This window comes from Amycolatopsis granulosa (genome assembly GCF_011758745.1).
GTDB classification, from domain to species: Bacteria; Actinomycetota; Actinomycetes; order Mycobacteriales; family Pseudonocardiaceae; genus Amycolatopsis_E; species Amycolatopsis_E granulosa.
Genome location: NZ_JAANOV010000001.1, coordinates 1,208,121 through 1,229,525 on the forward strand (window position 1 = coordinate 1,208,121; position 21,405 = coordinate 1,229,525).

24 protein-coding genes are annotated in these 21,405 nt (G+C 71.8%); 7 read left to right on the plus strand and 17 right to left on the minus strand.

The genetic code is table 11. The annotated features are described in order from the left end of the window. Positions 1 to 100: 100 nt before the first annotated feature. From FHX45_RS05865 to FHX45_RS05880, 4 genes are all read right to left on the minus strand, one after another. Positions 101 to 1,819: an RNase J family beta-CASP ribonuclease gene (locus tag FHX45_RS05865; protein WP_167097361.1), complete on the minus strand. Its 1,719-nt coding sequence runs from the start codon at positions 1,817 to 1,819 to the stop codon at positions 101 to 103. Then, on the minus strand, positions 1,816 to 2,829 hold the full coding sequence (gene dapA / locus FHX45_RS05870) for a 4-hydroxy-tetrahydrodipicolinate synthase (RefSeq protein WP_167097363.1): 1,014 nt from the start codon (positions 2,827 to 2,829) through the stop codon (positions 1,816 to 1,818). Before dapA ends, FHX45_RS05865 begins: the two co-directional genes overlap by 4 nt. Positions 2,830 to 2,958: 129 nt before the next feature. After that, positions 2,959 to 4,440, minus strand: coding sequence for a protein kinase domain-containing protein (locus FHX45_RS05875; RefSeq protein ID WP_167097365.1), 1,482 nt, complete (start codon positions 4,438 to 4,440; stop codon positions 2,959 to 2,961). 66 nt (positions 4,441 to 4,506) lie between these two features. After that, a complete protein-coding gene (locus tag FHX45_RS05880) occupies positions 4,507 to 5,745 on the minus strand; it encodes an Nramp family divalent metal transporter (RefSeq protein WP_167097367.1) in 1,239 nt (412 codons plus the stop codon). A gap of 141 nt (positions 5,746 to 5,886) precedes the next feature. Between FHX45_RS05880 and FHX45_RS05885 the strand changes: the two genes are divergently transcribed. From FHX45_RS05885 to FHX45_RS05890, 3 genes are read left to right on the plus strand one after another with little or no spacing between them, the layout of a single operon-like run. Next, entirely contained in the window at positions 5,887 to 6,561 is a 675-nt protein-coding gene (locus FHX45_RS05885) for a TetR family transcriptional regulator (RefSeq protein WP_167097369.1), read from the plus strand. 56 nt (positions 6,562 to 6,617) lie between these two features. Further along, the gene (locus FHX45_RS28340) at positions 6,618 to 6,740 is read left to right on the plus strand and encodes a hypothetical protein (RefSeq protein WP_279588846.1); all 123 of its coding nucleotides are present in this window, start codon (positions 6,618 to 6,620) and stop codon (positions 6,738 to 6,740) included. Then, positions 6,737 to 6,988, plus strand: a complete 252-nt coding sequence (locus tag FHX45_RS05890; RefSeq protein WP_243868931.1) for a hypothetical protein — start codon at positions 6,737 to 6,739, stop codon at positions 6,986 to 6,988. Before FHX45_RS28340 ends, FHX45_RS05890 begins: the two co-directional genes overlap by 4 nt. Here the strand turns inward: FHX45_RS05890 and FHX45_RS05895 are convergent. Then, positions 6,985 to 7,380 (minus strand): ACT domain-containing protein, encoded by a 396-nt coding sequence (locus tag FHX45_RS05895; protein ID WP_167097371.1) that lies wholly within the window; start codon positions 7,378 to 7,380, stop codon positions 6,985 to 6,987. The genes FHX45_RS05890 and FHX45_RS05895 overlap by 4 nt on opposite strands. Continuing rightward, a complete protein-coding gene (gene thyX, locus FHX45_RS05900) occupies positions 7,377 to 8,129 on the minus strand; it encodes an FAD-dependent thymidylate synthase (protein WP_167097373.1) in 753 nt (250 codons plus the stop codon). Before thyX ends, FHX45_RS05895 begins: the two co-directional genes overlap by 4 nt. Positions 8,130 to 8,250: 121 nt before the next feature. Here thyX and FHX45_RS05905 point away from each other — a divergent pair, with 121 nt between their 5' ends. Beyond that, positions 8,251 to 8,772, plus strand: coding sequence for a toxin-antitoxin system HicB family antitoxin (locus FHX45_RS05905; RefSeq protein ID WP_167097375.1), 522 nt, complete (start codon positions 8,251 to 8,253; stop codon positions 8,770 to 8,772). A 2-nt stretch (positions 8,773 to 8,774) separates the two neighbouring features. Next, the gene (locus FHX45_RS05910) at positions 8,775 to 9,671 is read left to right on the plus strand and encodes a DUF4097 family beta strand repeat-containing protein (RefSeq protein WP_167097377.1); all 897 of its coding nucleotides are present in this window, start codon (positions 8,775 to 8,777) and stop codon (positions 9,669 to 9,671) included. 108 nt (positions 9,672 to 9,779) lie between these two features. On the opposite strand, the gene FHX45_RS05915 is transcribed toward FHX45_RS05910, so the two are convergent. Further along, complete coding sequence (locus tag FHX45_RS05915) at positions 9,780 to 10,997, minus strand: winged helix-turn-helix domain-containing protein (protein ID WP_167097379.1); 1,218 nt, start codon at positions 10,995 to 10,997, stop codon at positions 9,780 to 9,782. Between the two features lie 41 nt (positions 10,998 to 11,038). Here FHX45_RS05915 and FHX45_RS05920 point away from each other — a divergent pair, with 41 nt between their 5' ends. Next, entirely contained in the window at positions 11,039 to 11,599 is a 561-nt protein-coding gene (locus FHX45_RS05920; RefSeq protein WP_167097381.1) for a GNAT family N-acetyltransferase, read from the plus strand. 1 nt (position 11,600) lies between these two features. On the opposite strand, the gene FHX45_RS05925 is transcribed toward FHX45_RS05920, so the two are convergent. Both FHX45_RS05925 and FHX45_RS05930 read right to left on the minus strand, forming a co-directional pair. Continuing rightward, positions 11,601 to 12,902, minus strand: coding sequence for a glycosyltransferase family 87 protein (locus FHX45_RS05925; protein ID WP_208405817.1), 1,302 nt, complete (start codon positions 12,900 to 12,902; stop codon positions 11,601 to 11,603). Positions 12,903 to 13,025: 123 nt separating this feature from the next. After that, a complete protein-coding gene (locus FHX45_RS05930) occupies positions 13,026 to 13,508 on the minus strand; it encodes a GtrA family protein (protein WP_341771362.1) in 483 nt (160 codons plus the stop codon). A 181-nt stretch (positions 13,509 to 13,689) separates the two neighbouring features. On the opposite strand from FHX45_RS05930, the gene FHX45_RS05935 reads away from it, so the two are divergent. Beyond that, complete coding sequence (locus tag FHX45_RS05935) at positions 13,690 to 14,211, plus strand: YqaA family protein (protein WP_167097385.1); 522 nt, start codon at positions 13,690 to 13,692, stop codon at positions 14,209 to 14,211. A 24-nt stretch (positions 14,212 to 14,235) separates the two neighbouring features. Here the strand turns inward: FHX45_RS05935 and FHX45_RS05940 are convergent, their stop codons facing one another. The 8 genes from FHX45_RS05940 to FHX45_RS05975 all read right to left on the minus strand — a co-directional run bounded on the left by FHX45_RS05940 (position 14,236) and on the right by FHX45_RS05975 (position 21,307). Further along, positions 14,236 to 14,787 carry a hypothetical protein gene (locus FHX45_RS05940; protein WP_341771363.1) on the minus strand — a complete coding sequence of 184 codons (552 nt, stop codon included), beginning with the start codon at positions 14,785 to 14,787 and terminating at the stop codon, positions 14,236 to 14,238. Between the two features lie 8 nt (positions 14,788 to 14,795). Further along, positions 14,796 to 15,251 carry a tetratricopeptide repeat protein gene (locus tag FHX45_RS05945; RefSeq protein WP_167097387.1) on the minus strand — a complete coding sequence of 152 codons (456 nt, stop codon included), beginning with the start codon at positions 15,249 to 15,251 and terminating at the stop codon, positions 14,796 to 14,798. Then, the gene (gene dapB, locus FHX45_RS05950; protein WP_167097389.1) at positions 15,248 to 16,015 is read right to left on the minus strand and encodes a 4-hydroxy-tetrahydrodipicolinate reductase; all 768 of its coding nucleotides are present in this window, start codon (positions 16,013 to 16,015) and stop codon (positions 15,248 to 15,250) included. The genes FHX45_RS05945 and dapB overlap by 4 nt, the downstream gene beginning before the upstream one ends. Then, positions 16,012 to 17,376 (minus strand): M16 family metallopeptidase, encoded by a 1,365-nt coding sequence (locus tag FHX45_RS05955; RefSeq protein WP_167097391.1) that lies wholly within the window; start codon positions 17,374 to 17,376, stop codon positions 16,012 to 16,014. The genes dapB and FHX45_RS05955 overlap by 4 nt, the downstream gene beginning before the upstream one ends. Positions 17,377 to 17,458: 82 nt before the next feature. Continuing rightward, positions 17,459 to 19,714, minus strand: a complete 2,256-nt coding sequence (locus FHX45_RS05960; protein WP_167097393.1) for a polyribonucleotide nucleotidyltransferase — start codon at positions 19,712 to 19,714, stop codon at positions 17,459 to 17,461. Between the two features lie 217 nt (positions 19,715 to 19,931). Next, positions 19,932 to 20,201: a 30S ribosomal protein S15 gene (gene rpsO, locus FHX45_RS05965; RefSeq protein WP_167097395.1), complete on the minus strand. Its 270-nt coding sequence runs from the start codon at positions 20,199 to 20,201 to the stop codon at positions 19,932 to 19,934. Between the two features lie 113 nt (positions 20,202 to 20,314). Beyond that, a complete protein-coding gene (gene thpR / locus FHX45_RS05970; protein ID WP_167097397.1) occupies positions 20,315 to 20,824 on the minus strand; it encodes an RNA 2',3'-cyclic phosphodiesterase in 510 nt (169 codons plus the stop codon). 3 nt (positions 20,825 to 20,827) lie between these two features. After that, positions 20,828 to 21,307, minus strand: a complete 480-nt coding sequence (locus tag FHX45_RS05975) for a helix-turn-helix transcriptional regulator (RefSeq protein WP_167097399.1) — start codon at positions 21,305 to 21,307, stop codon at positions 20,828 to 20,830. Between the last annotated feature and the right edge of the window lie 98 nt (positions 21,308 to 21,405).

The window sequence follows — 21,405 nt, forward strand, 5'->3', positions numbered from 1 at the left end:
CCGGCGCGCGCGAGACGAATGCCGGCCCACCTCGCACCGCCTCCGCCTCGTCGCCCGTGCCGCTGACCCGATCCACGGTAAGGGGTGCGGCGGCGATCAGCTACGCGGTCGGATCGGCCTGTCCGTAGGTCACCGGGATGACGGTCGGCACGATCATCGGACGCCGGCGGTACGCCTCGGCGACCCACCGCCCCACCACGCGGCGCACCGCCTGGGCGATCCGGTGGCTGTCGGTGATGCCCTCGATCTCGGTGCGGGACAGCTCCATCTCCACCAGCGGGACCACGGCGTCGAGCGCCTTCGGGTCGTCGGAGAACCCGCGGCCGGACACCGTCGGGGTGCTCACCGCACGGCCGGTGGTCGAGTCGATCGCGACGTTGATCGCGATGAACCCGCCCTCGCCCAGCACCAGCCGGTCGGACAGGGTCGACTCGCCGACATCGCCCACCGATAGACCGTCGACGTAGACGTGGCCGACCTCGACTCGCCCGGACGTGCGGGCGCGGCCGTCGACCAGGTCGACCACGACCCCGTTCTCGGCCAGCACCACGTTCTCCGGCGCCACACCGGTGCGGATCGCCAGCGCGCCGTTGGCCCGCAGGTGCCGCCACTCGCCGTGCACGGGCATGACGTTGCTGGGCCGGATCGCGTTGTAGAGGAACAGCAGTTCGCCCGCCGACGCGTGCCCGGACACGTGCACCTTCGCGTTGCCCTGGTGCACCACGTTGGCGCCGAGCCGCACCAGACCGTTGACCACGCCGAACACCGCGGTCTCGTTGCCCGGGATCAGCGAGCTGGCCAGCACGACCGTGTCCCCGGCGCGGATCGAGATCTGCCGGTGCTCGCCGCGCGCCATCCGGGACAGCGCCGACAGCGGCTCGCCCTGCGACCCGGTGGAGATGAACAGCACCTTCGTCTCGGGCAGGTTGACGGCCTCGTCCAGGTTGATCAGCAGACCCTCGGGGATGTTCAGCAGCCCCAGGTCGGCCGCGATGCCCATGTTGCGGACCATGGAGCGGCCGACGAACGCCACCCGGCGGCCGTGCCGGACCGCCGCGTCGAGAACCTGCTGCACGCGGTGCACGTGGCTGGCGAAACACGCCACGATCACCCGCTGGGTGACCCGGCCGATGACGTCGTCGAGCACCGGGCCGATGTCGCGCTCCGGTGTGACGAACCCGGGCACCTCGGCGTTGGTCGAGTCGATGCACAGCAGGTCAACGCCCTCGTCACCGAGGCGGGAGAACCCGGCCAGGTCGGTGAGCCGGTCGTCCAGCGGCAGCTGGTCGAGCTTGATGTCGCCGGTGTGCAGCACGATCCCGGCGGGGGTGCGCAGCGCGACCGCGAGCGCGTCCGGGATCGAGTGGTTGACGGCGAAGAACTCCAGCTCGAACGGCCCCACCGTGCGCCGTTCGGACTCGGTCACCTCGATCAGCTTCGGCCGCTGCCGGTGCTCCTTGCACTTGGCCTCGAGCAGCGCGAGCGTGAACCGCGAACCGTAGACCGGCAGGTCCGGCCGCAGCCGCAGCAGGAACGGCACGGCACCGATGTGGTCCTCGTGACCGTGGGTGAGCACGAGGGCCTCGATGTCGTTCAGCCGCTCCTCGATCGCCCGGAAGTCGGGCAGGATCAGGTCGACGCCCGGCTGCTCGTCCTCGGGGAAGAGCACCCCGCAGTCGACGATGAGCAGACGGCCGTCGAACTCGAACACCGTCATGTTGCGGCCCACCTCGCCGATGCCGCCCAGCGCGACCGCGCGCAGGGCGCCGTCGGCGAGCGGGGGTGGGGTGTGGGTCGGTCCGGGTCCTGCCAAGATCACCTGTGAATGGTCCCAACGCTGGTGTGAGTGGTCGGTGCGACGTAGGCCGCCGCGGAGTCGGCCTGTGCCACCCGGGAAGAGTGCCAGTCCGGCGCCGGCGACTCCTCCAGGGGGACCCCAGCCTGGGCGAGGTCGGTGGCGATAGCCTCGACCTGCTCCGGCGTGGCCGGCACGATCGGCAACCGCGGGCCGCCGACCGGGTGGCCGCGCAGCGCGAGCGCGGTCTTGGCGAACACCACGCCGCCGACGCGCGACATGGCGCGGAAGACGGGCAGCATGCCGCGGTGGTTGGTGCGGGCCGTCGAGGTGTCGCCGTTCTCGTAGGCTTCGATCATGGCGCGGATCCGCCCGGCCACGACGTGCCCGATCACGCTCACCACACCGGCCGCGCCCACCGACAGCCACGGCAGGTTCAGCGCGTCGTCGCCGGAGTAGTAGGCCAGGTGCGTGTTGGCGATGACCTCACTGCCGGCCAGCAGATCGCCCTTGGCGTCCTTGACCGCCAGGATGCGCGGGTGCTCGGCGAGCCGCCGCAGCGTGTCGACCTCGATCGGCACGATCGAGCGTGGCGGGATGTCGTAGAGCATCACCGGCAGCCCGGTGGCGTCGGCGACCGTGGTGAAGTGCGCGTACAGGCCGGCCTGCGACGGGCGGGAGTAGTAGGGCGTGACGAGCAGAACGCCGTGGGCGCCGGCCTTCTCGGCCTGCTGCACCAGTTCGACGCTGTGCGCGGTGTTGTACGTCCCGGCACCGGCGATGACGGTCGCGCGGTCGCCGACCGCCTCGGCCACGGCGCGGACCAGATCGGCCTTCTCCGCGTCGGTCGTGGTCGGGCTCTCGCCGGTGGTGCCGTTGAGGACCAGTCCGTCGTTGCCCAGCTCCACGAGGTGCTCGGCGAGCTCCTGCGCCCGCTTGAGGTCCAGGGCGCCGTCCCCGTCGAAGGGGGTGACCATCGCGGTGAGCACGCGCCCGAAGGGCCTGCCGGGCGCTGCCGAAGGTGGGTTGGACATGCTCTGACGGTACCTCGTCGGGCCGACAATATTCGTGCCCACCTGGCGAAACGGCATGATCCGCAGGAAAGGGCCACCACCTGCCGGAGAATCACTGGACCAGGTGATCTCCGGCCGTAACCTTTCGCGTCAGCGGACCTTGTGCGTCACCGTCTCGGTCAGCTGGCCGCCGCCCTTCTTCGACACCAGGCAGTAGATGCTCCGCACCGGGTCCTCGTAGGACCGCTGGGGCGGTTGCTCCCAGGCGGCCTGGGACGGCACGAGGGCGCGGTAGTCCAGGGTGGGCCGGGCGGCCTCGGCGACGGTGCCGGAGTGGAAGCTCATCGAGCAGAACGCCTCGGCGTAGCGGCGCAGCGGCTCGGCGCCGGGGTAGGCGACGAACGCGGCTTCGGAGTGGCCCGAACCGCCCTGGCCGAGGCTCTCGGTCTCGTCGTAGACCTCCAGCTCGTGGGACTTGTCGCAGCTGACCTCGTTGTCCGTGCCGAGGCTGTAGCCGGTCTGGAGGCGGCCGTTGAAGCACGAGTACGAGCGGTTCGGCTCGAACTGCAGGTCGCCGCCCTGCCCGTAGGTCATGGTCGGCAGCATGGCGGGATCGCCGGGTCCGGTCGCCCACCACTTCCCGGCCAGGAAACCGCCGGCCAGCAGCACGACCCCGGCCAGTGCACCGGCGGCTGCCCACCACCCGCGGCGGCTCCGGCGTGGTGGCGCGGGAGCGAACTGCGTCGGCGCGGGCGCCGGGTGGACGGCCGTGGTGACCCCGCCGGGCGGGACGTTCTGCGCCGCGATGCCGAGCAGGTGCCCGGCCTGGTCGTAGGAGATCCGCCCCTCCGGTTTGGACACCAGCAGGCCCATGATCGCCGACGCGAGCGGCCCCTGGACCCTGGTCAGGTACGGCACCTCGGTGACGATCGCGTGCAGGGTCGCCGCCGTGGTCGGCCGTTCGAACGCCATCACGCCCTCGGCGGCCAGGAACAGGGCCGCGCCCAGCGACCACAGGTCGGACGCGGGCAGGGCCTCCTGGCCCGCCAGCCGCTCCGGTGCCATGAACGCGGGCGAGCCGACGATCGTCCCGCTCGCGGTCAGCCGCGGATCGTCGATCGCGGTCGCGATACCGAAGTCGGTGAGCTTCACCCGCCCGTTCGCGCCGACCATGATGTTGCCGGGTTTCACGTCGCGGTGCACGATCCCGGCCGCGTGCGCGGTGCGCAGCGCGGAGAGCACCTGCTGCCCGATCGCGGCCACCTGCTGCGGCGGCAGCGGGCCGTGCCGCCGCACCAGGTCGCCCAGCGTGGGCGCCTCGACCAGCTCCATCACGATGAACGTGGCGCCGTCCTCGGCGACCACGTCGAAGACGGTGACGATCGCCGGATCGTTCAACCGTCCGGCGGTGCGCACCTCACGCAGCACCCGGCCGCTGAACACGGCCTCCTCCGCGCCGTCGGGCAGGCGCAGTTCCTTGATCGCCACCTGGCGCCCGATGATCTGGTCGTGCCCGCGCCAGACCACGCCCATCCCGCCGCGGCCCAGCTCGCCCAGGATCGTGTAGCGACCGGCGACGACCCGCCCGCCGTCCGGTCGCGCCGTGGCCTGCCGGGTCTGCTCTTCGGTCAACGTGGCTCCGGGTGATCGCTGGGACTGGGGACAGCCGGATGGTAATCCGCCCGTCGCCGGACCCGGTCAGCGCGCGAAGGTGAGGTAGATCAGGACCGCGTTCAGCATGATGATCACCGCGGCGATCGCCCACGCCAGGGTCGTGGTGACGCGGTGGTTGGCCGCCGCGCCCATCAGGGTCCGGTCACTGGTCAGCCGCACCAGCGGCACCAGCGCGAACGGGATGCCGAACGACAGCACCACCTGGGAGACGACCAGCGCGCGGCTGGGATCCACCCCGATCGCGAGGACCACGATCGCGGGCAGCAGCGTGATCACCCGGCGCAGCAGCAACGGGATCCGCTTGCGCAGCAGGCCCTGCATGATCATCGCCCCGGCGTAGGCGCCGACGGACGTCGAGGCCAGGCCAGAGGCCAGCAACCCGATCGCGAACAGCAGTGCCACGACCGGCCCGAGCGTGTCCCCGACCGCGGCGTGCGCGGCCGCGATCGAGTGAACGCCGGCACTGCCCCGCAGGTTGGTCGCGGCCAGCAGCACCATCGCCAGGTTCACCGCGCCGGCCAGCAGCATCGCCAGCCCCACGTCCAGCCGGGTGATCCGCAGCAGGCGCGACCGGCGGCCGTCCCCGACCCGCCCGTACCGGTCGCGGGCGAGCCCGGAGTGCAGGTAGACGGCGTGGGGCATGACGGTCGCGCCGAGCATCGCGGCGGCGATCAGGACGCTCTCGGGACCGGCGAAGCGCGGGACCAGGCCGGCCGCGACGTCCGCCGCGGGCGGTGGCTGCACGAACACGCTGGCCAGGAACCCGACCGCGATGATCCCCAGCAGGCCGGTGACGACCCGCTCGAACGGGCGCTGGCCGCGCCGGTCCTGCACCAGCAGCAGCACCATCGACACCACGCCGGTGATCACACCGCCGATCAGCAGCGGCAGGTCGAACAGCAGGTTCAACGCGATCGCGCCACCGACGACCTCGGCCAGGTCCGTGGCGATCGCGACCGCCTCGGCCTGCGCCCAGAAGCCCAGCCGCGCCGCACGCGGCATCCGGTCACGCAGGTTCTCCGGCAGGGACTGCCCGGTGACCAGGCCCAGTTTCGCGGACAGGTACTGCACCAGGCCGGCCATCGCATTGGCGGCGACGATGACCCACACCAGCAGGTAACCGAACTGGGCGCCGGCGCTGACGTTGGACGCGACGTTGCCCGGGTCCACGTAGGCGACCGCGGCGACGAACGCCGGCCCGAGCAGCAGCGAGCCGGAGCGCACCCGCTTCAGCCGGGGTCCCAGCTGTTCCGTCAGCGCCATCCGCCCTCCCGCAGGCGATTTTAGGTGGACCGAACTTTCGAGTACACCGGCCCCAACCGTGGCTTTCGTCGCAGCTCGACTACCCCGCACCGCGGAAGTTAGTCGCCGGACATCCCTGACCGGAAGTGCTAAACTTCGACCGTGCGGTCAAAAGATGCGGCCTCAGGTGCGGAAACTTTCCTCACCCGAGCGCGGCGGAGGCAGTTCGTCGCGTGCGCGACGGCGGCCTTGGTCGAGCTGGGCTACGGCGGCACGTCCCTCGCCGAGGTGGCGCGCCGGGCCGGGGTGTCGAAGAGCGTGGTGCTCTACCACTTCTCGTCCCGCGCGGAGCTGATGGAGGCGGTGGTCGACCAGCTCTACGGCGACGCGGTGGAACCGATCCACGCGGCGGTGACCGCGGCACGCGACGACCGGGAACGGGTGCTGGCCTACGTCCGCGCCTGCGTGCTCTTCACGTGGGAGCACCAGACCGAGGCGAAGGCGGTGCTGGAGGTCGCGCGCAACCTGCGCCGCGCCGATGGCTCGCCGCGCTACACGGCGGCGGAGGGCGCGGGGGTCGTCGGCTTCGTACAGGGCCTGCTGGAGGCGGGCCAGCGGTCCGGCCGGCTGGGCGACTTCGACGCCTGGACGCTCGCGGTGATGCTCCGCGCCACGATCGACGCCCTGTCCGAGCAGTTCATGACCGACCCGGCCCTCGACGGACCGCGGGTGGCCGGCCACTTCGCCGACCTCGTCGACCGGATGATCACGCCCCGGGGAACGAGCTCCACCGGCCCGGCGAGCCGGCCGGCCGCACCGGGGGAGGAACCCGGGTGAACCCCGATGCGCGCCACCCGTACCCGCCGCCGGACCACTCCGCCGCAGGAACCGTGATGCATTCCGCTGTGCGCCGCGCCCGGCTGCTCGTCGGCGGCTACCTCGCGCTGAGCGTCGCCACTCTCGCCGTCGCCGCCGGGCACGCCACGTCAGCGACGCGGTGTGGGTGCGGTCGGTGATCGTCGCCGCCACCGCCGTGCTGATGTTCGCGTTCGCTCACCGGGCGGTCCGCGGGTCCCGCGGTGCGTGGCGGCGGTGGCGCGTGATGGCCGCGGTCATGATCGTGGCGATCGTGGTGATCGTCGCGATCCCCGGGGCGTTCCCCGTCTGGCTGCGGATCGAGCAGGGGGTGTGCGGCCTGCTGCTGATCGCGGTGGTCGCGTTGATCAGCCGCAGGTCGGTGCGCGCCACCTTCGACGCGCACTAGGCGGCCGCCGCCGTGGTCACCTCGTGCCCGGCCGCACGCAGCGCCTGCACCGCGCGGGCCAGCTCGGCGTCCTTCACCAGCACGTGGTCGGTGTCGAACGTGGACAGGGTGACCAGCGCGACCCCGGCCGAGGCGAGCTCGCTGGCCAGCGCGGCGATGATCCCGGTCAGCGTGAACGACAGCGGGCCGCGCACGGTCAGCAGCCGCCAGCCGGGCTCCACGCGGGCACCGGCGGGCGCCAGGGCCGCGGGGCAGATCACCGACGTCTCGGCCGGGGTGCGGGTGACCGAGACGAGCCCGTCCGGCGCGGTCAGCTCCGGCAGGGCCGTGCCCGGATCGAGCCGGGCCACGGCGTACTCCCCCGGCTGCACGTCGATGGCGAGCCGTTTCACCCCTCGAGCACCTTCGGGCTGGAGGCCACCTCGGTGCCGTCGGGCAGGGTCGAGATCGTGAAGTCGGCGAAGACGTTCGAGGCCGCCTTCTGCAGCTGCCGCAGGCACTCCACGGCCAGGGCGCGGATCTCCACGTCGGCGTGCTCGGTGGCCCGCATCGCGATGAAGTGCCGCCAGGCGCGGTAGTTGCCGGTGACCACGATGCGGGTCTCGGTGGCGTTCGGCAGCACCGCTCGGGCGGCCTGACGCGCCTGCTTGCGGCGCAGCGTGGCACTCGGCGCGTCGGCGAACTTGTGCTCCAGCCCGGCCAGCAGCTCGTTGTAGGCGTCCACAGAGGCCTGCGCGGCCTTGCGGAACTTCTCGTGCAGCTCCGGGTCGTTCGCGATGACGTCCGGCTCCACGAACGCCGCGTCCCGCTCGGGCACGTACCGCTGCGACAGCTGGGAGTAGGAGAAGTGGCGGTGGCGGATCAGCTCGTGGGTGAGCGAGCGCGAGATGCCGCTGATGTAGAAGCTCACCGAGCCGTGCTCCAGCACCGACAGGTGGCCGACCTCGATGATGTGGTCGATGTACCCGGCGTTGGTGGCCGTCCTCGGGTTCGGCTTGCTCCACGACTGGTAGCAGGCGCGGCCGGCGAACTCGGCGAGCGCCTCACCCCCGTCGGCATCGGTCGACCACGGGATGTCCTCCGGTGGGAAGAACTCCGTCTTCGCGATCAGCTGCACCTTCGGCGACACGGTCTCGGCCATCGCACTCCTTCCCCTCACTGTTCCCAGGCAGCGTAACGGCCGGGTACGACAGACCAGCCGCGACACCACGTGGTGTCAATGTTTCCTTGACTGACACCATCCATGGTGTCATCGTGGTGTCATGGACCTGACGCCGTACATCACCAGCCTGCGGGAAGACCTCACCGCGACGGCCTCGGCCGGGGACGAGCAGATCCGGCGGGCCGCGGCGCTGCTCTCCGGCGCACTCGAGCCGGCCGCCCGGCTGGCGCTGATGAACGCGCTGGCCGACCTCGCCGCCGAGGCGACCGCGCAACTGCCCAGCCACGTCGTCGAGGTGCGCCTGGACGGCCGGGACGTCCGCGTGGTCGTCACCGGCACCTCCGGCGACCGTGAGCGGGCCGACCGGCCCGGGCCGCCCCCGCCACCACCGCCGCCGCAACCACCGCTCGTGGAGGGCGGGGACATCTCCAGGCTGACGCTGCGCATGGTGGAACGCATCAAGGAACAGGCCGAGCGCGCCGCGGCCGCCCAGGGCGTCTCGCTGAACACGTTCATCTCGCAGGCCGTGCAGGGCGCGCTGCACGGTTCGCAGTCGTTGCGCGCCGAGAAGCAGGCCGGCTCGCGATCCGAGTCGCACCTGCACGGCTGGGTGAAGGGATAGCCATGACCGATCCGGAACTCGTGCGCACACAGACGTTCCCGCTGCCGGGACCGCTGGAACTGGACATCGCCGTCACGGTGGGGAAGGTCGAGGTGAAGCTCGACGCCACCGAAGCCGAGGCGACCGTCGAGATCCGGCACGACCCGGATGCGCAGCAGCCCTGGTCGCAAGGGATCTCCAGCCTGCTCAGCTGGGTGAGCGAGCGGTTCGGCGACCAGCTGGGCACCGACCTGAACGGGACGCCGGCCGACGCGGTGCAGCAGACGCGGCTGGAGCAGACCGGCAACCGGCTGACCGTGCACGCGCCGAAGGCCCTGCCGCTGCGGAACATCCCGCTGGCGATCACGGTGATCGCGCCGGCCGGGACCACCGTGGAGACGCGGGCGGGGTCGGCGGACGTGACGGTGACCGGCCCGGCCGGCCGGGTCGACCTCGCGACCGGAGCGGGCGAGATCAGGCTGGACCGCACCGAAGGCGCGGCGACGGTCCGCAGCGGGTCCGGCGCGATCCGGCTGGGACCGACGCTGGCCGGCCTCCAGCTGCGAACCGGCAGCGGGGCGGTGGAGGTCGCGTCGCTGTCCGGGTCGGCGACACTGGCGACCGGCACGGCCGACGTGTGGCTTGGCACCGTGTCCGGCTCGGTGCTGGCCCGCAGCGGCAGCGGCGACGTCACCGTCGCCGAGGCGGCCGGCGGGAACCTGGAGCTGGTGACCGGCTCGGGCGACGTCCGGGTGGGTGTGCGGCCGGGCGTGACCGCCGAGGTCGACCTGACGGCCAGTGCGGGCACCGTGTCCAGCGAGCTGGACGTGTCCCTGGAACGCCCGGACGGCGAGGTCCCGCTGAACGTGCGGGCGCGCACCGGCTCCGGCACCGTCGTGGTGGCGCGCGCCGCCCAGTAGGGCCGCCGCAGGGCGGTGACCGGCCGCCCACCGGAGTGGTGGGGTGGTGCGGCGTGGGGCTGGTCGCACCACCCTGCGTCCCGGACGCCCGGCGCCGGCCCCGGCTTCTCAGGCCCGCCGCAGGACCGGCGCCAGGTCACCCCGCTCCCCCACCACCACGTCCCCCAGCCCGAGCCAGGACGCCATCACCCGCAGTTCCCCCGCCAGCTCCGCCGCCACCCGGGGCACGTCGGCGCCCGGCTCGGCGAAGGCACCCGGCACGCGCAGGACTCCCGCCTCCCGGTCGGACTTCAGGTCGACCCGCGCCACCAGCTCACCGTCCAGCAGGAACGGGAACACGTAGTAGCCGTGGACACGCTTGGGCTCGGGCACGTAGATCTCGATGCGGTACCGGAACCCGAACAACCGCTCGGTGCGGGCCCGCTCCCAGATCAGCGGGTCGAACGGGCACAGCAGGGCCCGGCCGGTGACTTTCCGCGGCATCCGGGCCCCTGCCACCCGGTAGGCCGGCCCGCGCCAGCCGCGCACCTCGACCTGCTCCAGCACCCCGGCCTCGACCAGCTCGGCCACCGCCCGGCGGCTCGCCTCCGGGCCCAGCCGGTAGTAGTCCCGCAGGTCGGGCTCGCTCGCGACGCCCAGTGCGGTGGCCGCGCGGGCGATCAGCTCACGCGCGCCCTGCTCCGGCGGCACCCGCCGGGCCAGGATCTCCTCCGGGATCACCCGCTCGGTCAGGTCGTACAGCCGCTCGAAGCCGCGCCGCGTGCCGGTGGTCAACCGGCCCTGCCCGAACAGCAGCTCGCAGATCTTCTTGATCTCCGAGCGCTCCCACCACGACCCGGGCGTGCGCTTCGACTCGCCCTCCAGCTCGCGCTCGATACCGCCCGCCCCGATCGGGCCGAGCTCCTTGACCACCGCCAGAACGTCCTCGATCAGGGACGGCGACCGGTCGGCGAGGCGCTGGTAGTGCCGCCACCATCCGGGCCGCTTCGCACCGGACTGCAGCAGCGGCCAGTCCTCGACCGGGATCAGGCTGGCTTCGTGCGCCCACGTCTCGACCAGCATCCGCGGCCTGCGACTGCTGTGCGACCACGCGGCCTCGTCGATCAGGGCGGGATCGTAGGCACCCAGCCGCGCGAACAGCGGTGCGTAGTGCGCCCGGACCGCGACGTTCACGGAGTCGAGCTGGATCAGCTGCACCCGGGACAGGGTGCGGCGCAGGTGCCGCCGGGTCGGCTCGGTCTGCGGCCGGGGGTCGGCGAAGCCTTGCGCGGCCAGCGCCGCCCGCCGCGCGGCCGCCACAGTCATCGTTTCCATCGTGCCGCTCATGGTGCCAGCACCCACCGACAGAACCGGTAGGTTCTCCCGGCATGAGCACCGTGTCGGTCCGCGAAGCCGTGCAAGCCGACGCCGCGGAGATCGCCCGGATCCAGCGCGTCACCTGGCGCACGGCCTACCACGACATCCTGAGCGAACAGGCGCTGACCGAACTCGGCTCACCCCTCGTCGAGGCGCGGTGGGCGGAAGCGATCGGCCACCCCGGCTCGCGGGTCCACCTCGCGTTCGAGGGCGCGTTCGCCGTCGGTTTCTGCGTGGCCGGCCCGGCCCCGCAGGAGGACGTGGCGGACGCGGCGGGCACCGTGCCGCCGGACGCCGGGCGCACCGGGCTGATCGGCACGCTGCTGGTGGAACCGCGCTGGTCCCGCCGCGGGCACGGTGCCCGGCTGCTGGCCGCGGCCGCGGCGGGACTGCGGGAGCTCGGCGCCGACCGCGGGATCACCTGGGCGGCGGAATCGGACTCGGCCACGCTCGGGTTCTACCGGCGTGCCGGCTGGCGTCCCGACGGCACCGTCCGCACCCTCGACACCGGCGCGCGACGGCTGCGGGAACTGCGCCTGACGGGCGCGCTGGAGATCCGGCTGGTCGAGTGACCTACCCTTCCTCGCCCGCGCGGGCCGCGGTGGGGACCGCGCCGGCGGGCCGCTCGACGGCCGCCATCATCGGGCGGGTCAGCTCGCCGGCCAGCTCGAGGTCCAGGTCCTCGGCCGGCGCCGGCTTGCCGCGCCCCCGGAACCACCGCACGGTCATCACGACCAGGAACGCCACGGCCACGATCTGGTAGGTGCTGCCCGCGAGTTGTTGTGCGTGGCTCCAGGTCCACCACTCGATCGGCGTCCAGTAGTGCGGCGACAGCCAGAGGATCACCACCGCCGCCCAGCCGGACACGAGGAGCCACTTGTTGTTCTTCTGCACGCCCATCATCAGGACCAGCGCGGCCGTCGGCAGGGCCAGGACCCAGTGGTGCGACCACGAGATCGGCGAGATCAGCAGCACCCCGGCGGCGTTGACGCCCAGCGCCATCGGGAGGTTCTCGTCGCGCAGCGCCCGGGCCGTGCCCAGGAACGTCATCACCACGACCGCGATGACCCCGACGCCGCCCGCGACGGTGAGCGCGGTGCCGGTCATGTGCAGCTTCTCGAACGTCGCGCTGACCGACTCGTTCGCGTGGATCGGGCCGATGTTCATGCCCGTGGCGTGGAACACCCGGTCGGTCCAGTACGTCCAGGAGTCGCGCGGCATCAGCACGAACGCGATCGCGGTCATCACCAGGAAGCTCACGAAGCTCGTGACCACCGCGCGGAAGTCCTTGCGCAGCAGGAAGATCAACACGAACCCGGCCGGAGTCAGCTTCACCGCCGCGGCGATGCCGATCAGCGCGCCCCGCGGCCAGCGCGGGTTGGGCCACAGGACGTCCAGCGCGACCAGCATCATCAGCAGGACGTTGATCTGGCCCCAGAAGATCGTGTTCAGGACCGGGTGGGCCACCACCATCGCGCACGCCCCGGCGACCACCATCCACGGCTTGGCCAGCAGCCCCCGCAGCTCCGGCGACGCCTTGCGGTACGCCAGGACGATCGGGAACAGCGCCAGGCAGGTCGCCGCGGTCAGCAACGGGTAGCCGATCGACGGCGGGATGATCGCCAGCGGGGTGAACAGCACCGCGGAGAACGGCGGGTAGGTGTAGGGCAGCGGGCCGCCGACGGAGGAGACGGGCAGCTCGGTGTAGATGGAGTGGCCCTTGAGGAAGGTGTCCGCACCGAGCCGGTAGACGTCGACGTCCGTCGGCCACTTCCGGACGCCGTGCGCGTAGTAGGCGAGCGCCGCGAACAACACCACGGCCAGCAGGAGCTCCAAGCCCAGGCGTACCCGCTCGGCGGTACTGCCGTACCTCATCGTCTCGATGACAGCCTTCACTCGTTCTCCCAGTCCCGGCCACGCGCGGTCGCGCTCAACAGACGCGGCACGGCCTATCTTCGTTGCCCGCGTGATCGATGTTACGAGCGGGTCCCTCTCGTGCTACACGCGGCACGGCCGGGGAAACACGATCCAGCGAAGCACGCTGTAGAGGAACACCGCCTCGCACGCTCCGGCGAGGATCCGGGCCAGGTGGTACTCCACGCCCAGCGCGGCCAGGCCGGCACCGGCGCCGAGGATGAACACGACGTAGTTGACCGCCACCGCGACCGCGTACCGCACGACCTGCCGGCCGACCGGGCCGTGCGACCGGAAGTTCACCACGCGGTTGAGCACGAAGCTCAGGGCGAACGCGCACACGTAGGCGACGGTGATCGCCACCGGGAGCGGCAGGCCGGCCACGCCGTGGGAGAGGGTGAGCAGGAGCAGGTCGACGCCGAACGTGCACCCGTTGATCAGCGCGAAACCCACGAAACTGGGCGGGACCCGGGTGTTCAGCCCGAACGGCAGGTACCGCACGACCGTCGCGCAGCACGTCGCGAACCCCTCCGCGAACGACCGCGTCACCCGGATGTCCCGTTGCACGGCGCCACGATGGCAGAACCGGGTGACGGCAGGATGAGCAGCCGGTAGTCGGCAGGCGGCGGAATGCGTCCCCGGATCCACCGAGATCACACTTCAGGCTGATATCTTCGAGTGATCCGCCGTGTGATCCTCCGCTCTCCGCGGGGGCGCGCCCGCCCGAGGCCCCCGACAGGAGGCGCGCATGTTCGCCTGGTTCTGGGTGACACTCGGCGTCGCGTTCGGGTCCGCGATCCTGCCCGTCGTCAGCATCGAGGTGTTCGTGCTGGGGCTCGTCGCGAGCGAGCCGCGCGTGCACTGGCTCCTGATCGGCGCGGCCGTGGCGATCGGGCAGGTCGCGGGCAAGCTGCTGTACTACCTGGCCGCGCGTGGATCGATCGGATTACCGCGGTTCCTGCACGACCGCCTGCACCGGCAGCGCCCGCCGAGCAGGCGCCGGGAGTGGTGGCACCTGCGGACCAAGTGGCTGCGCGGCAAGGTCGAGTGGCTGCGCGAGCGGTGTCACCGGCACCCGTTCTGGATGACCGGCACCTACGGGATCAGCTCGCTGGTGGGGCTGCCACCGTTCATGGCGACGACGGTGCTGGCCGGACTGGCCGACATGCGGATCTCGACGTTCCTCACCGCGGGCCTGGCCGGACGGTTCATCCGGTACAGCCTGCTCGCCGCCGCCCCCGCGATGTTCGCCGGCTGGCTCCACCACTGACACCGGGCCGGCACCGTGGAACCGTCAGCGCGGGAGCTCGGCGATCACGGCCACCGTCCAGTGCGCCGTGATCGGGGCCTCCTTCGGCGGCAGGCCCAGGATCCACGCCAACACCGCGGCGGCCCGGGCGTGGCTGTCGAGCAGCCCCCACCGGTTCAGGCGCACCGCGGCGTCCCGGTCGTAGCCGTGGCACAACCAGGAATGCACGCTCATCAGCCCGGACTCGACGCCGACGATCTCGAACCCGCGCGGCTGCGCGTCGTGCGGCATCGGTTCGAACGTCTGGCGGAGCACCAGGCATTCCGCCGCGGCGCGCTCCGCCATGCCGGCGAACTGTGGCCGCAGTTCCCCGGCCAGTGCGGTGGCGTCCGCGATCGTCAGCCCGATCGCCAGCAGCCGCCCCTCGAAGCGCGCAGCGGAGTCCCGATCGGTGTGCCAGGCCCAGAACTCCGGGCCGTGCTGGACACCGGTGAGGCACTCGCTCACGCTGATGAAGCGGCCGGGCAGCCAATCCGACGGCAAGCTCGGCCGCTCCGCGAACGGGACCGACAGGTAGCCCGCCAAGACCAGGTCCACCGCGGGTATCAGCCGCGCGCGGAGTCGGTCGCCTCGAGCTCCAGCGCCTTGCGCATGGTGGCGCGGGCGCGGCGCCGGTCGCCCGCGATGTCGTAGGCGTGGGCCAGCCGGTACCAGTACCGCCAGTCGCCGGGGTGCTGCTCCAGCTCCGCGCGGCGCTCCTCGAACCAGGCGTCCGCCGCGGCGCGGTCCACCCGCCCGGAGGGCATGCGCGGCAGGTCCGCCACGTCCGGCAGCCCGCCCTCGGCGTCCAGCCGGCGCGCGAGGTGCTGGATGCGCGTGCCGGACCGCCAGGTCGCGATGACCATCCACAGTCCGAGCAGCGGCAGGATCAGCACCCCGATTCCCAGCCCGATACCGGCCACGGTGCCGGTGCGGATCAGCGCGACCGCCCGCTCGGCGAGCAGCACCAGGTAGACCACCAGCGCGGCGGTCAGTAGCAGGGCGACGTTGCGGGCTCTCACAGGTCCAGCACGTTCTCGAGTCCGACGGTCAGCCCGGGCCGGCCCAGGACCTCCCGCACCCCGAGCAGCACGCCCGGCATGAACGACGTGCGGTCCATCGAGTCGTGCCGGATGGTGAGCGTCTCGCCGTCGGCACCGAAAAGGATCTCCTCGTGCGCCACCAGCCCGGGCAGCCGCACGGAGTGCACGTGCACGTCCTCCACGCGGGCGCCGCGGGCGCCGTCCAGCTCACTCGTCGTGGCGTCCGCGCCCGGCTTGCGCCCGGCCTCGCGGCGCGCCTGCGAGATCAGCCGCGCGGTGTGCGCGGCGGTGCCGGACGGGGCGTCGGCCTTGCGGTTGTGGTGCAGCTCGATGACTTCGACCGCCTCGTAGAACCGGGCGGCCTGCTGCGCGAACCGCATCGCAAGCACCGCGCCGAGCGCGAAGTTCGGCGCGATCAGCACCCCGACCTCCGGCTGCGCGGACAGCCACGAGCGCACCGACGCCAGCCGCTCCTCGGTGAACCCGGTGGTGCCCACGACGGCGTGCAGCCCGTGGGTGACCGCGAACTCCAGGTTGCCCATCACCGCGTCGGGGTGGGTGAAGTCGACGACCACCTCGGCACCGGCGCCGGTCAGGGCGGTCAGGTCGTCGCCCGCGTCGACCGTCGCCACCACGGTCATGTCCGGCGCGCCCCCGGCGGCCGCGACCACCTGCGCCCCCATCCGTCCGTGGGCGCCGAGCACACCGACCCGGATCGGGTCGTCCTCACCGCGGGGGTTCATTTCGCGATCACCTCGTGCAGATCGTCCGGCAGGTCCTGCTCCGAAGCGTACGGCCCGACGACCGCGGCGGCGGTGACCCCTCCCGGCGCCCCGAACAGGGTGCGGGCCAGCTCACACACCTCCTCGGTGGTCACCGCGGCGATCCGCGCCACGGACTCGTCGACCGGCAGGTACGTGCCGTAGTTGAGCTCCTGCTTGCCGAGGCGTGACATCCGCGACGCGGTGTCCTCCAGCCCCAGCACGATCCCGCCGCGCAGCTGCCCCTTGGCGCGCGCGACCTCGGCGTCGGTGAACCCGTCCTTGCCGACCTGGCCGAGCACGTCCCGCAGCACCGCGGACACCTCGCCCAGCCGTTCCGGCTGGCAGCCGGCGTAGACGGAGAAGTGCCCGGTGTCGGCGTAGGTCGCCACCGACGAGTACACCTGGTAGGCCAGGCCGCGCTGCTCGCGCACCTCCTGGAACAGCCGGGAGCTCATGCCGCCGCCGAGCGCGGCGTTGAGCACCGACAGCGCGTACCGGCGCTCGTCGTGCCGCGACAGGGCCGTCATGCCGAGCATCACGTGGGCCTGTTCGGTGTCGTCGCCGTGCAGCACCAGACGCCGGTCCGCGGCCACCCTGGCCTTGCCCGTCCGCGGCGGCACCGGGGTGTCCGAACCGGACATCCGGTCCCGCAACGCCTTGCGCGCCAGGCGGAGCACCTGCGCGTGCTGCACGTTGCCGGCCACCGCCAGCACCATCTTCGGCAGTGTGTAACGGCGCCGGTAGAAACCACGCAGCCCGGCCGCCGACATCCCGCTGATCGAGCCCGTGGTGCCCAGCACCGGACGCGCCAGCGGGTGCGAGCCCAAAACGGTGGTCACGAACGTGTCGTGCAGCAGGTCCTCGGGATCGTCGTCGCGCATCGCGATCTCCTCGAGCACCACGCTGCGTTCGGTGTCCACATCGGAGTCCGCGCACAGCGCCTCGAACACCACGTCGGTGACGAGGTCCATCGCCAGCGGCAGATCCTCATCGAGCACCTGTGCGTAGTAGCAGGTGTGCTCCTTCGCGGTGAACGCGTTGAGCTCACCGCCGACCGCATCGATCTCCTCCGCTATCTGCACGGCGGACCGGTGCGTGGTGCCCTTGAACAGCAGGTGCTCCAGGTAGTGCGCCGCACCGGCGACCTTCGGCGTCTCGTCCCGCGAGCCGACCCCCACCCACAGGCCCACCGTCGCCGACCGCACCCCGGGCACGTGCTCGGTGACCACCCGCAGCCCGCCCGGCAGCACGGTGCGCTTCACGATCTGGCCGTTCGTCCCGGCTTCGAGCGTGCGCGTGGTGCCCACGGCCTGCTCGTGGCCGGCAATTTGTCGCGCCATCGAATCCCAACAATCGTCCGCGGGTACACGGAAAACGGCCCGCCCCATCCGGGACGGGCCGTTCCCGGCTACCGCTTGTGGCTTACTTGGCCTCGGCGCCCTCGGCGGGCGTCTCCTCGGCGCTCTTGGTGCCCTCGGCTGTGTCCTCTTCGTCCTTGACGAGGACGAGGCTGATCTTGCCGCGGTTGTCGATGTCGGCGATCTCGACGCGAAGCTTGTCGCCCACGTTGACCACGTCCTCGACCTTGCCGATGCGCTTGCCGTTGCCCAGCTTCGAGATGTGGATCAGGCCGTCCTTGCCGGGCAGCAGCGAGACGAACGCGCCGAACGCGGCCGTCTTCACCACGGTGCCCAGGAAGCGCTCGCCCACCTTCGGCAGCTGCGGGTTCGCGATCGCGTTGATCTTGCCGATCGCGGCCTCCGCGGACGGGCCGTCGGCCGCGCCCACGTAGATCGTGCCGTCGTCCTCGATCGAGATGTCGGCGCCGGTCTCCTCGGTGATCGAGTTGATCATCTTGCCCTTCGGGCCGATGACCTCGCCGATCTTGTCGACCGGGATCTTCACGCTGGTCACGCGCGGCGCGTACGGGCTCATCTCGTCCGGCTGGTCGATGGCCTCGGCCAGCACGTCGAGGATGGTCAGCCGGGCGTCCTTGGCCTGGTTCAGCGCGCCCGCGAGCACGTCCGACGGGATGCCGTCGAGCTTGGTGTCCAGCTGCAGCGCGGTGATGAAGTCCTTGGTGCCGGCGACCTTGAAGTCCATGTCACCGAAGGCGTCCTCGGCGCCGAGGATGTCGGTCAGCGCGACATAACGCGTCTCCCCATCCACTTCATCGGACACCAGGCCCATCGCGATGCCCGCGACCGGAGCCTTGAGCGGCACACCGGCGTTGAGCAGCGACATGGTGGACGCACACACCGAACCCATCGAGGTGGACCCGTTCGAGCCCAGCGCCTCGGACACCTGCCGGATGGCGTAGGGGAATTCGTCGCGCTTGGGCAGCACCGGCACCAGCGCCCGCTCGGCCAGCATGCCGTGGCCGATCTCGCGCCGCTTGGGCGAGCCCACGCGGCCGGTCTCCCCGGTGGAGAACGGCGGGAAGTTGTAGTGGTGCAGGTACCGCTTCGTCGTCTCCGGCGACAGCGAGTCGATCTGCTGCTCCATGCGCAGCATGTTCAGCGTGGTGACACCCAGGATCTGGGTCTCGCCGCGCTCGAACAGCGCCGAACCGTGCGCCCGCGGGATGATCGCGACCTCCGCCGAGAGCTGGCGGATGTCGGTGAGGCCGCGGCCGTCGATGCGGACCTTGTCCCGCAGGATCCGCTGGCGGATCAGCTTCTTGGTCAGCGCGCGGAACGCGGCGCCGATCTCCTTGTCACGGCCCTCGAACGCCTCGCCCTCGCCGAGGCCGACCTTGGCCAGCACCGCGGCCTTGACCTCGTCGGTGGCGTTCTCGCGCTCCTGCTTGCCAGCGATGGTCAGCGCCTTGGCCAGGTCCTCGCTCGCGATGGCGGCCACCGCGTCGTAGGCGTCCTGCTGGTAGGCGGGGAACACCGGGAAGTCGCCGGTCGGCTTGGCGGCCGCGTCGGCCAGCTTCTGCTGCGCCTCGCACAGCACGCGGATGAACGGCTTGGCGGCCGCGAGGCCCTCGGCCACGGCCTGCTCGGTCGGCGCCGGGGCACCGTCCGAGATCAGGTCCAGCGTGTTCTCGGTGCCCTCCGCCTCGACCATCATGATCGCGACGTCATCACCGACGACACGGCCGGCGACCACCATGTTGAAGGTCGCCTTCTCCAGCTGCGACCAGGTCGGGAACGCGACCCACTGTCCGTCGATCAACGCGACGCGCACGCCACCGATCGGGCCGGAGAACGGCAGCCCACCGATCTGGGTCGAGGCCGACGCGGCGTTGATCGCCAGCACGTCGTAGGGGTCCTCGGGGTGCAGGCTCTGCACGGTGACGACGATCTGGATCTCGTTGCGCAGGCCGTCGGCGAACGACGGGCGCAGCGGCCGGTCGATGAGCCGGCAGGTCAGGATCGCGTCGGTGGAGGGACGGCCCTCGCGGCGGAAGAACGCGCCCGGGATCCGCCCCGCGGCGTACATCCGCTCCTCGACGTCCACCGTCAGCGGGAAGAAGTCGAAGTGCTCCTTCGGCTGCTTCGAAGCGGTGGTCGCCGACAGCAGCATGGTCTCTTCGTCCAGGTAGGCCACGACAGCGCCGGCGGCCTGCCGGGCGAGCCTGCCCGTCTCGAAGCGGATCGTGCGGGTGCCGAACTTGCCGTTGTCGATGACGGCCTCGGACTCGTGCACGACAGGTCCGCTTGCTTCGGTCATGTGTAGTTGACTCCTCGTTCGTTCGGGCAGCATGCGCCCCGCCCGTGCGGGGCGGCGTCCGAGGAACGAGCCGGTCTTCGATCGAAGCCCACGGGACTGCCTCCCGTAGGCCACTACCGAGGACCGGCGTCCTTGCCCTCGAGCGCCTGCCCTTCCTCTTTCTTCCTCGGATGGACGAAAGGGGGAGCGACCGTGGTCACTCCCCCTTTCGATCACGTCATCGGCGCAAGCCGAGTCGCTGGATCAGCGACCGGTAGCGTTCGATGTCCACCTTCATCACGTAGTTGAGCAGCCGGCGGCGGCGGCCGACCAGCAGCAACAGGCCGCGACGGGAGTGGTGGTCGTGCTTGTGCGTCTTGAGATGCTCGGTGAGACCGATGATCCGCTTGGTGAGCAGCGCGACCTGGGCCTCCGGGGACCCGGTGTCGGACTCGTGCAGACCGTACTCGGTCAGAATCGACTTCTTCTCGTCGGTGGACAGCGCCACTGAGTATCTCCTCTGTGTTGTTCTGTGCCGTGAGGCCCGCTGGACGCGGGTAGACGGTCGCGGCCGCCACGGACTGCAGCCGGACCCGGTGATTCAGGGTATCAGGGTGCGCACTACCTGGCCTGCTGGGACAGCGGGAACCGCTCGACCACCGCATACCGGGTGCCCCCGGCGCCCCGGGCGGACCGCATCAGCACCGCCTCCCGGGCGGTCCACGTCTCGCTGCGGTAGCCCGCCAGCAGCCGGAGCAGTTCCGGCGGCACCGCGGCCCGGGTGCGTGCCAGGGTCAGGTGCGGCAGGTACGCCCGGCCACCGTCGGCATCACCGGCGCCGGCCGCCTGGCCCAGCTGGACGATCCCCTCGCCGTGCACCTGCACGTAGAGGACCCGGGTGAACGTGCCCGCTCCTTCCAACCGGATCCGGGGCGCCGGCATTCCCGCCAGCCGCGGCCGCAGCCAGCCGGCGCGGGCGGTGGCCTCGTCCTGGCCGTAGAAGGCGAGCGTGACGTGCCAGCTCTCCGGCGGACTCCAGCGCACCCCCGCCGTGCGGGGCAGGCCGCCGACCACGTCGGCCAGCGACTCCACGACGGCCGCCGGCGGCAGGACCGCGGAGAACAGCGCCACGCCTCAGGCCTGCTGCCCGGCGCGGCGGAGCAGGTCGGCCAGCGCCGGGAACTCCTCGTCCAGCCGCTTCGCGGCCTCGACCAGGTCCTCGTCCTCGGCGATGTCGCGCAGCGCGGACAGCGCCGCCCGCTCCTCGGACAGCGCGTGGACCGGGAAGGTGTCGCGCCCCACGGTGGGCCGCGCGTCGCGCACGTCCTCCAGCGCCGCCATCAGGGCTTCGGGGTGGCCGGCGGCGACCTCCGGGATCAGGCACTTGCGCTCGAGCATGATCATCCGGGCGAGCACCACCGGGTTGCCGATCTTGGCGCGCCGGCCGCTCATCACCTGGCTCAGCATCGGCGCGCTGATGCCCAGCACCTCGGCCAGGTAGGCCTGCGACACGTTGAACGCGACCACGAGACGGCGCACCCGGTCGCCCAGCGGTTCGCCGTACCACTCCCTTTGCAGAGCGATGTTCCGCTGGACGATCTTGTGGTCATCCACGTGCGTGCTCCCTGCTCTCCCCTGACAGTTCCGGCACCGCCCACCCATCTTGCCAGGCCGGATCGGACGTGCGCGGCGAAATCCCCCAGCGATCCGCG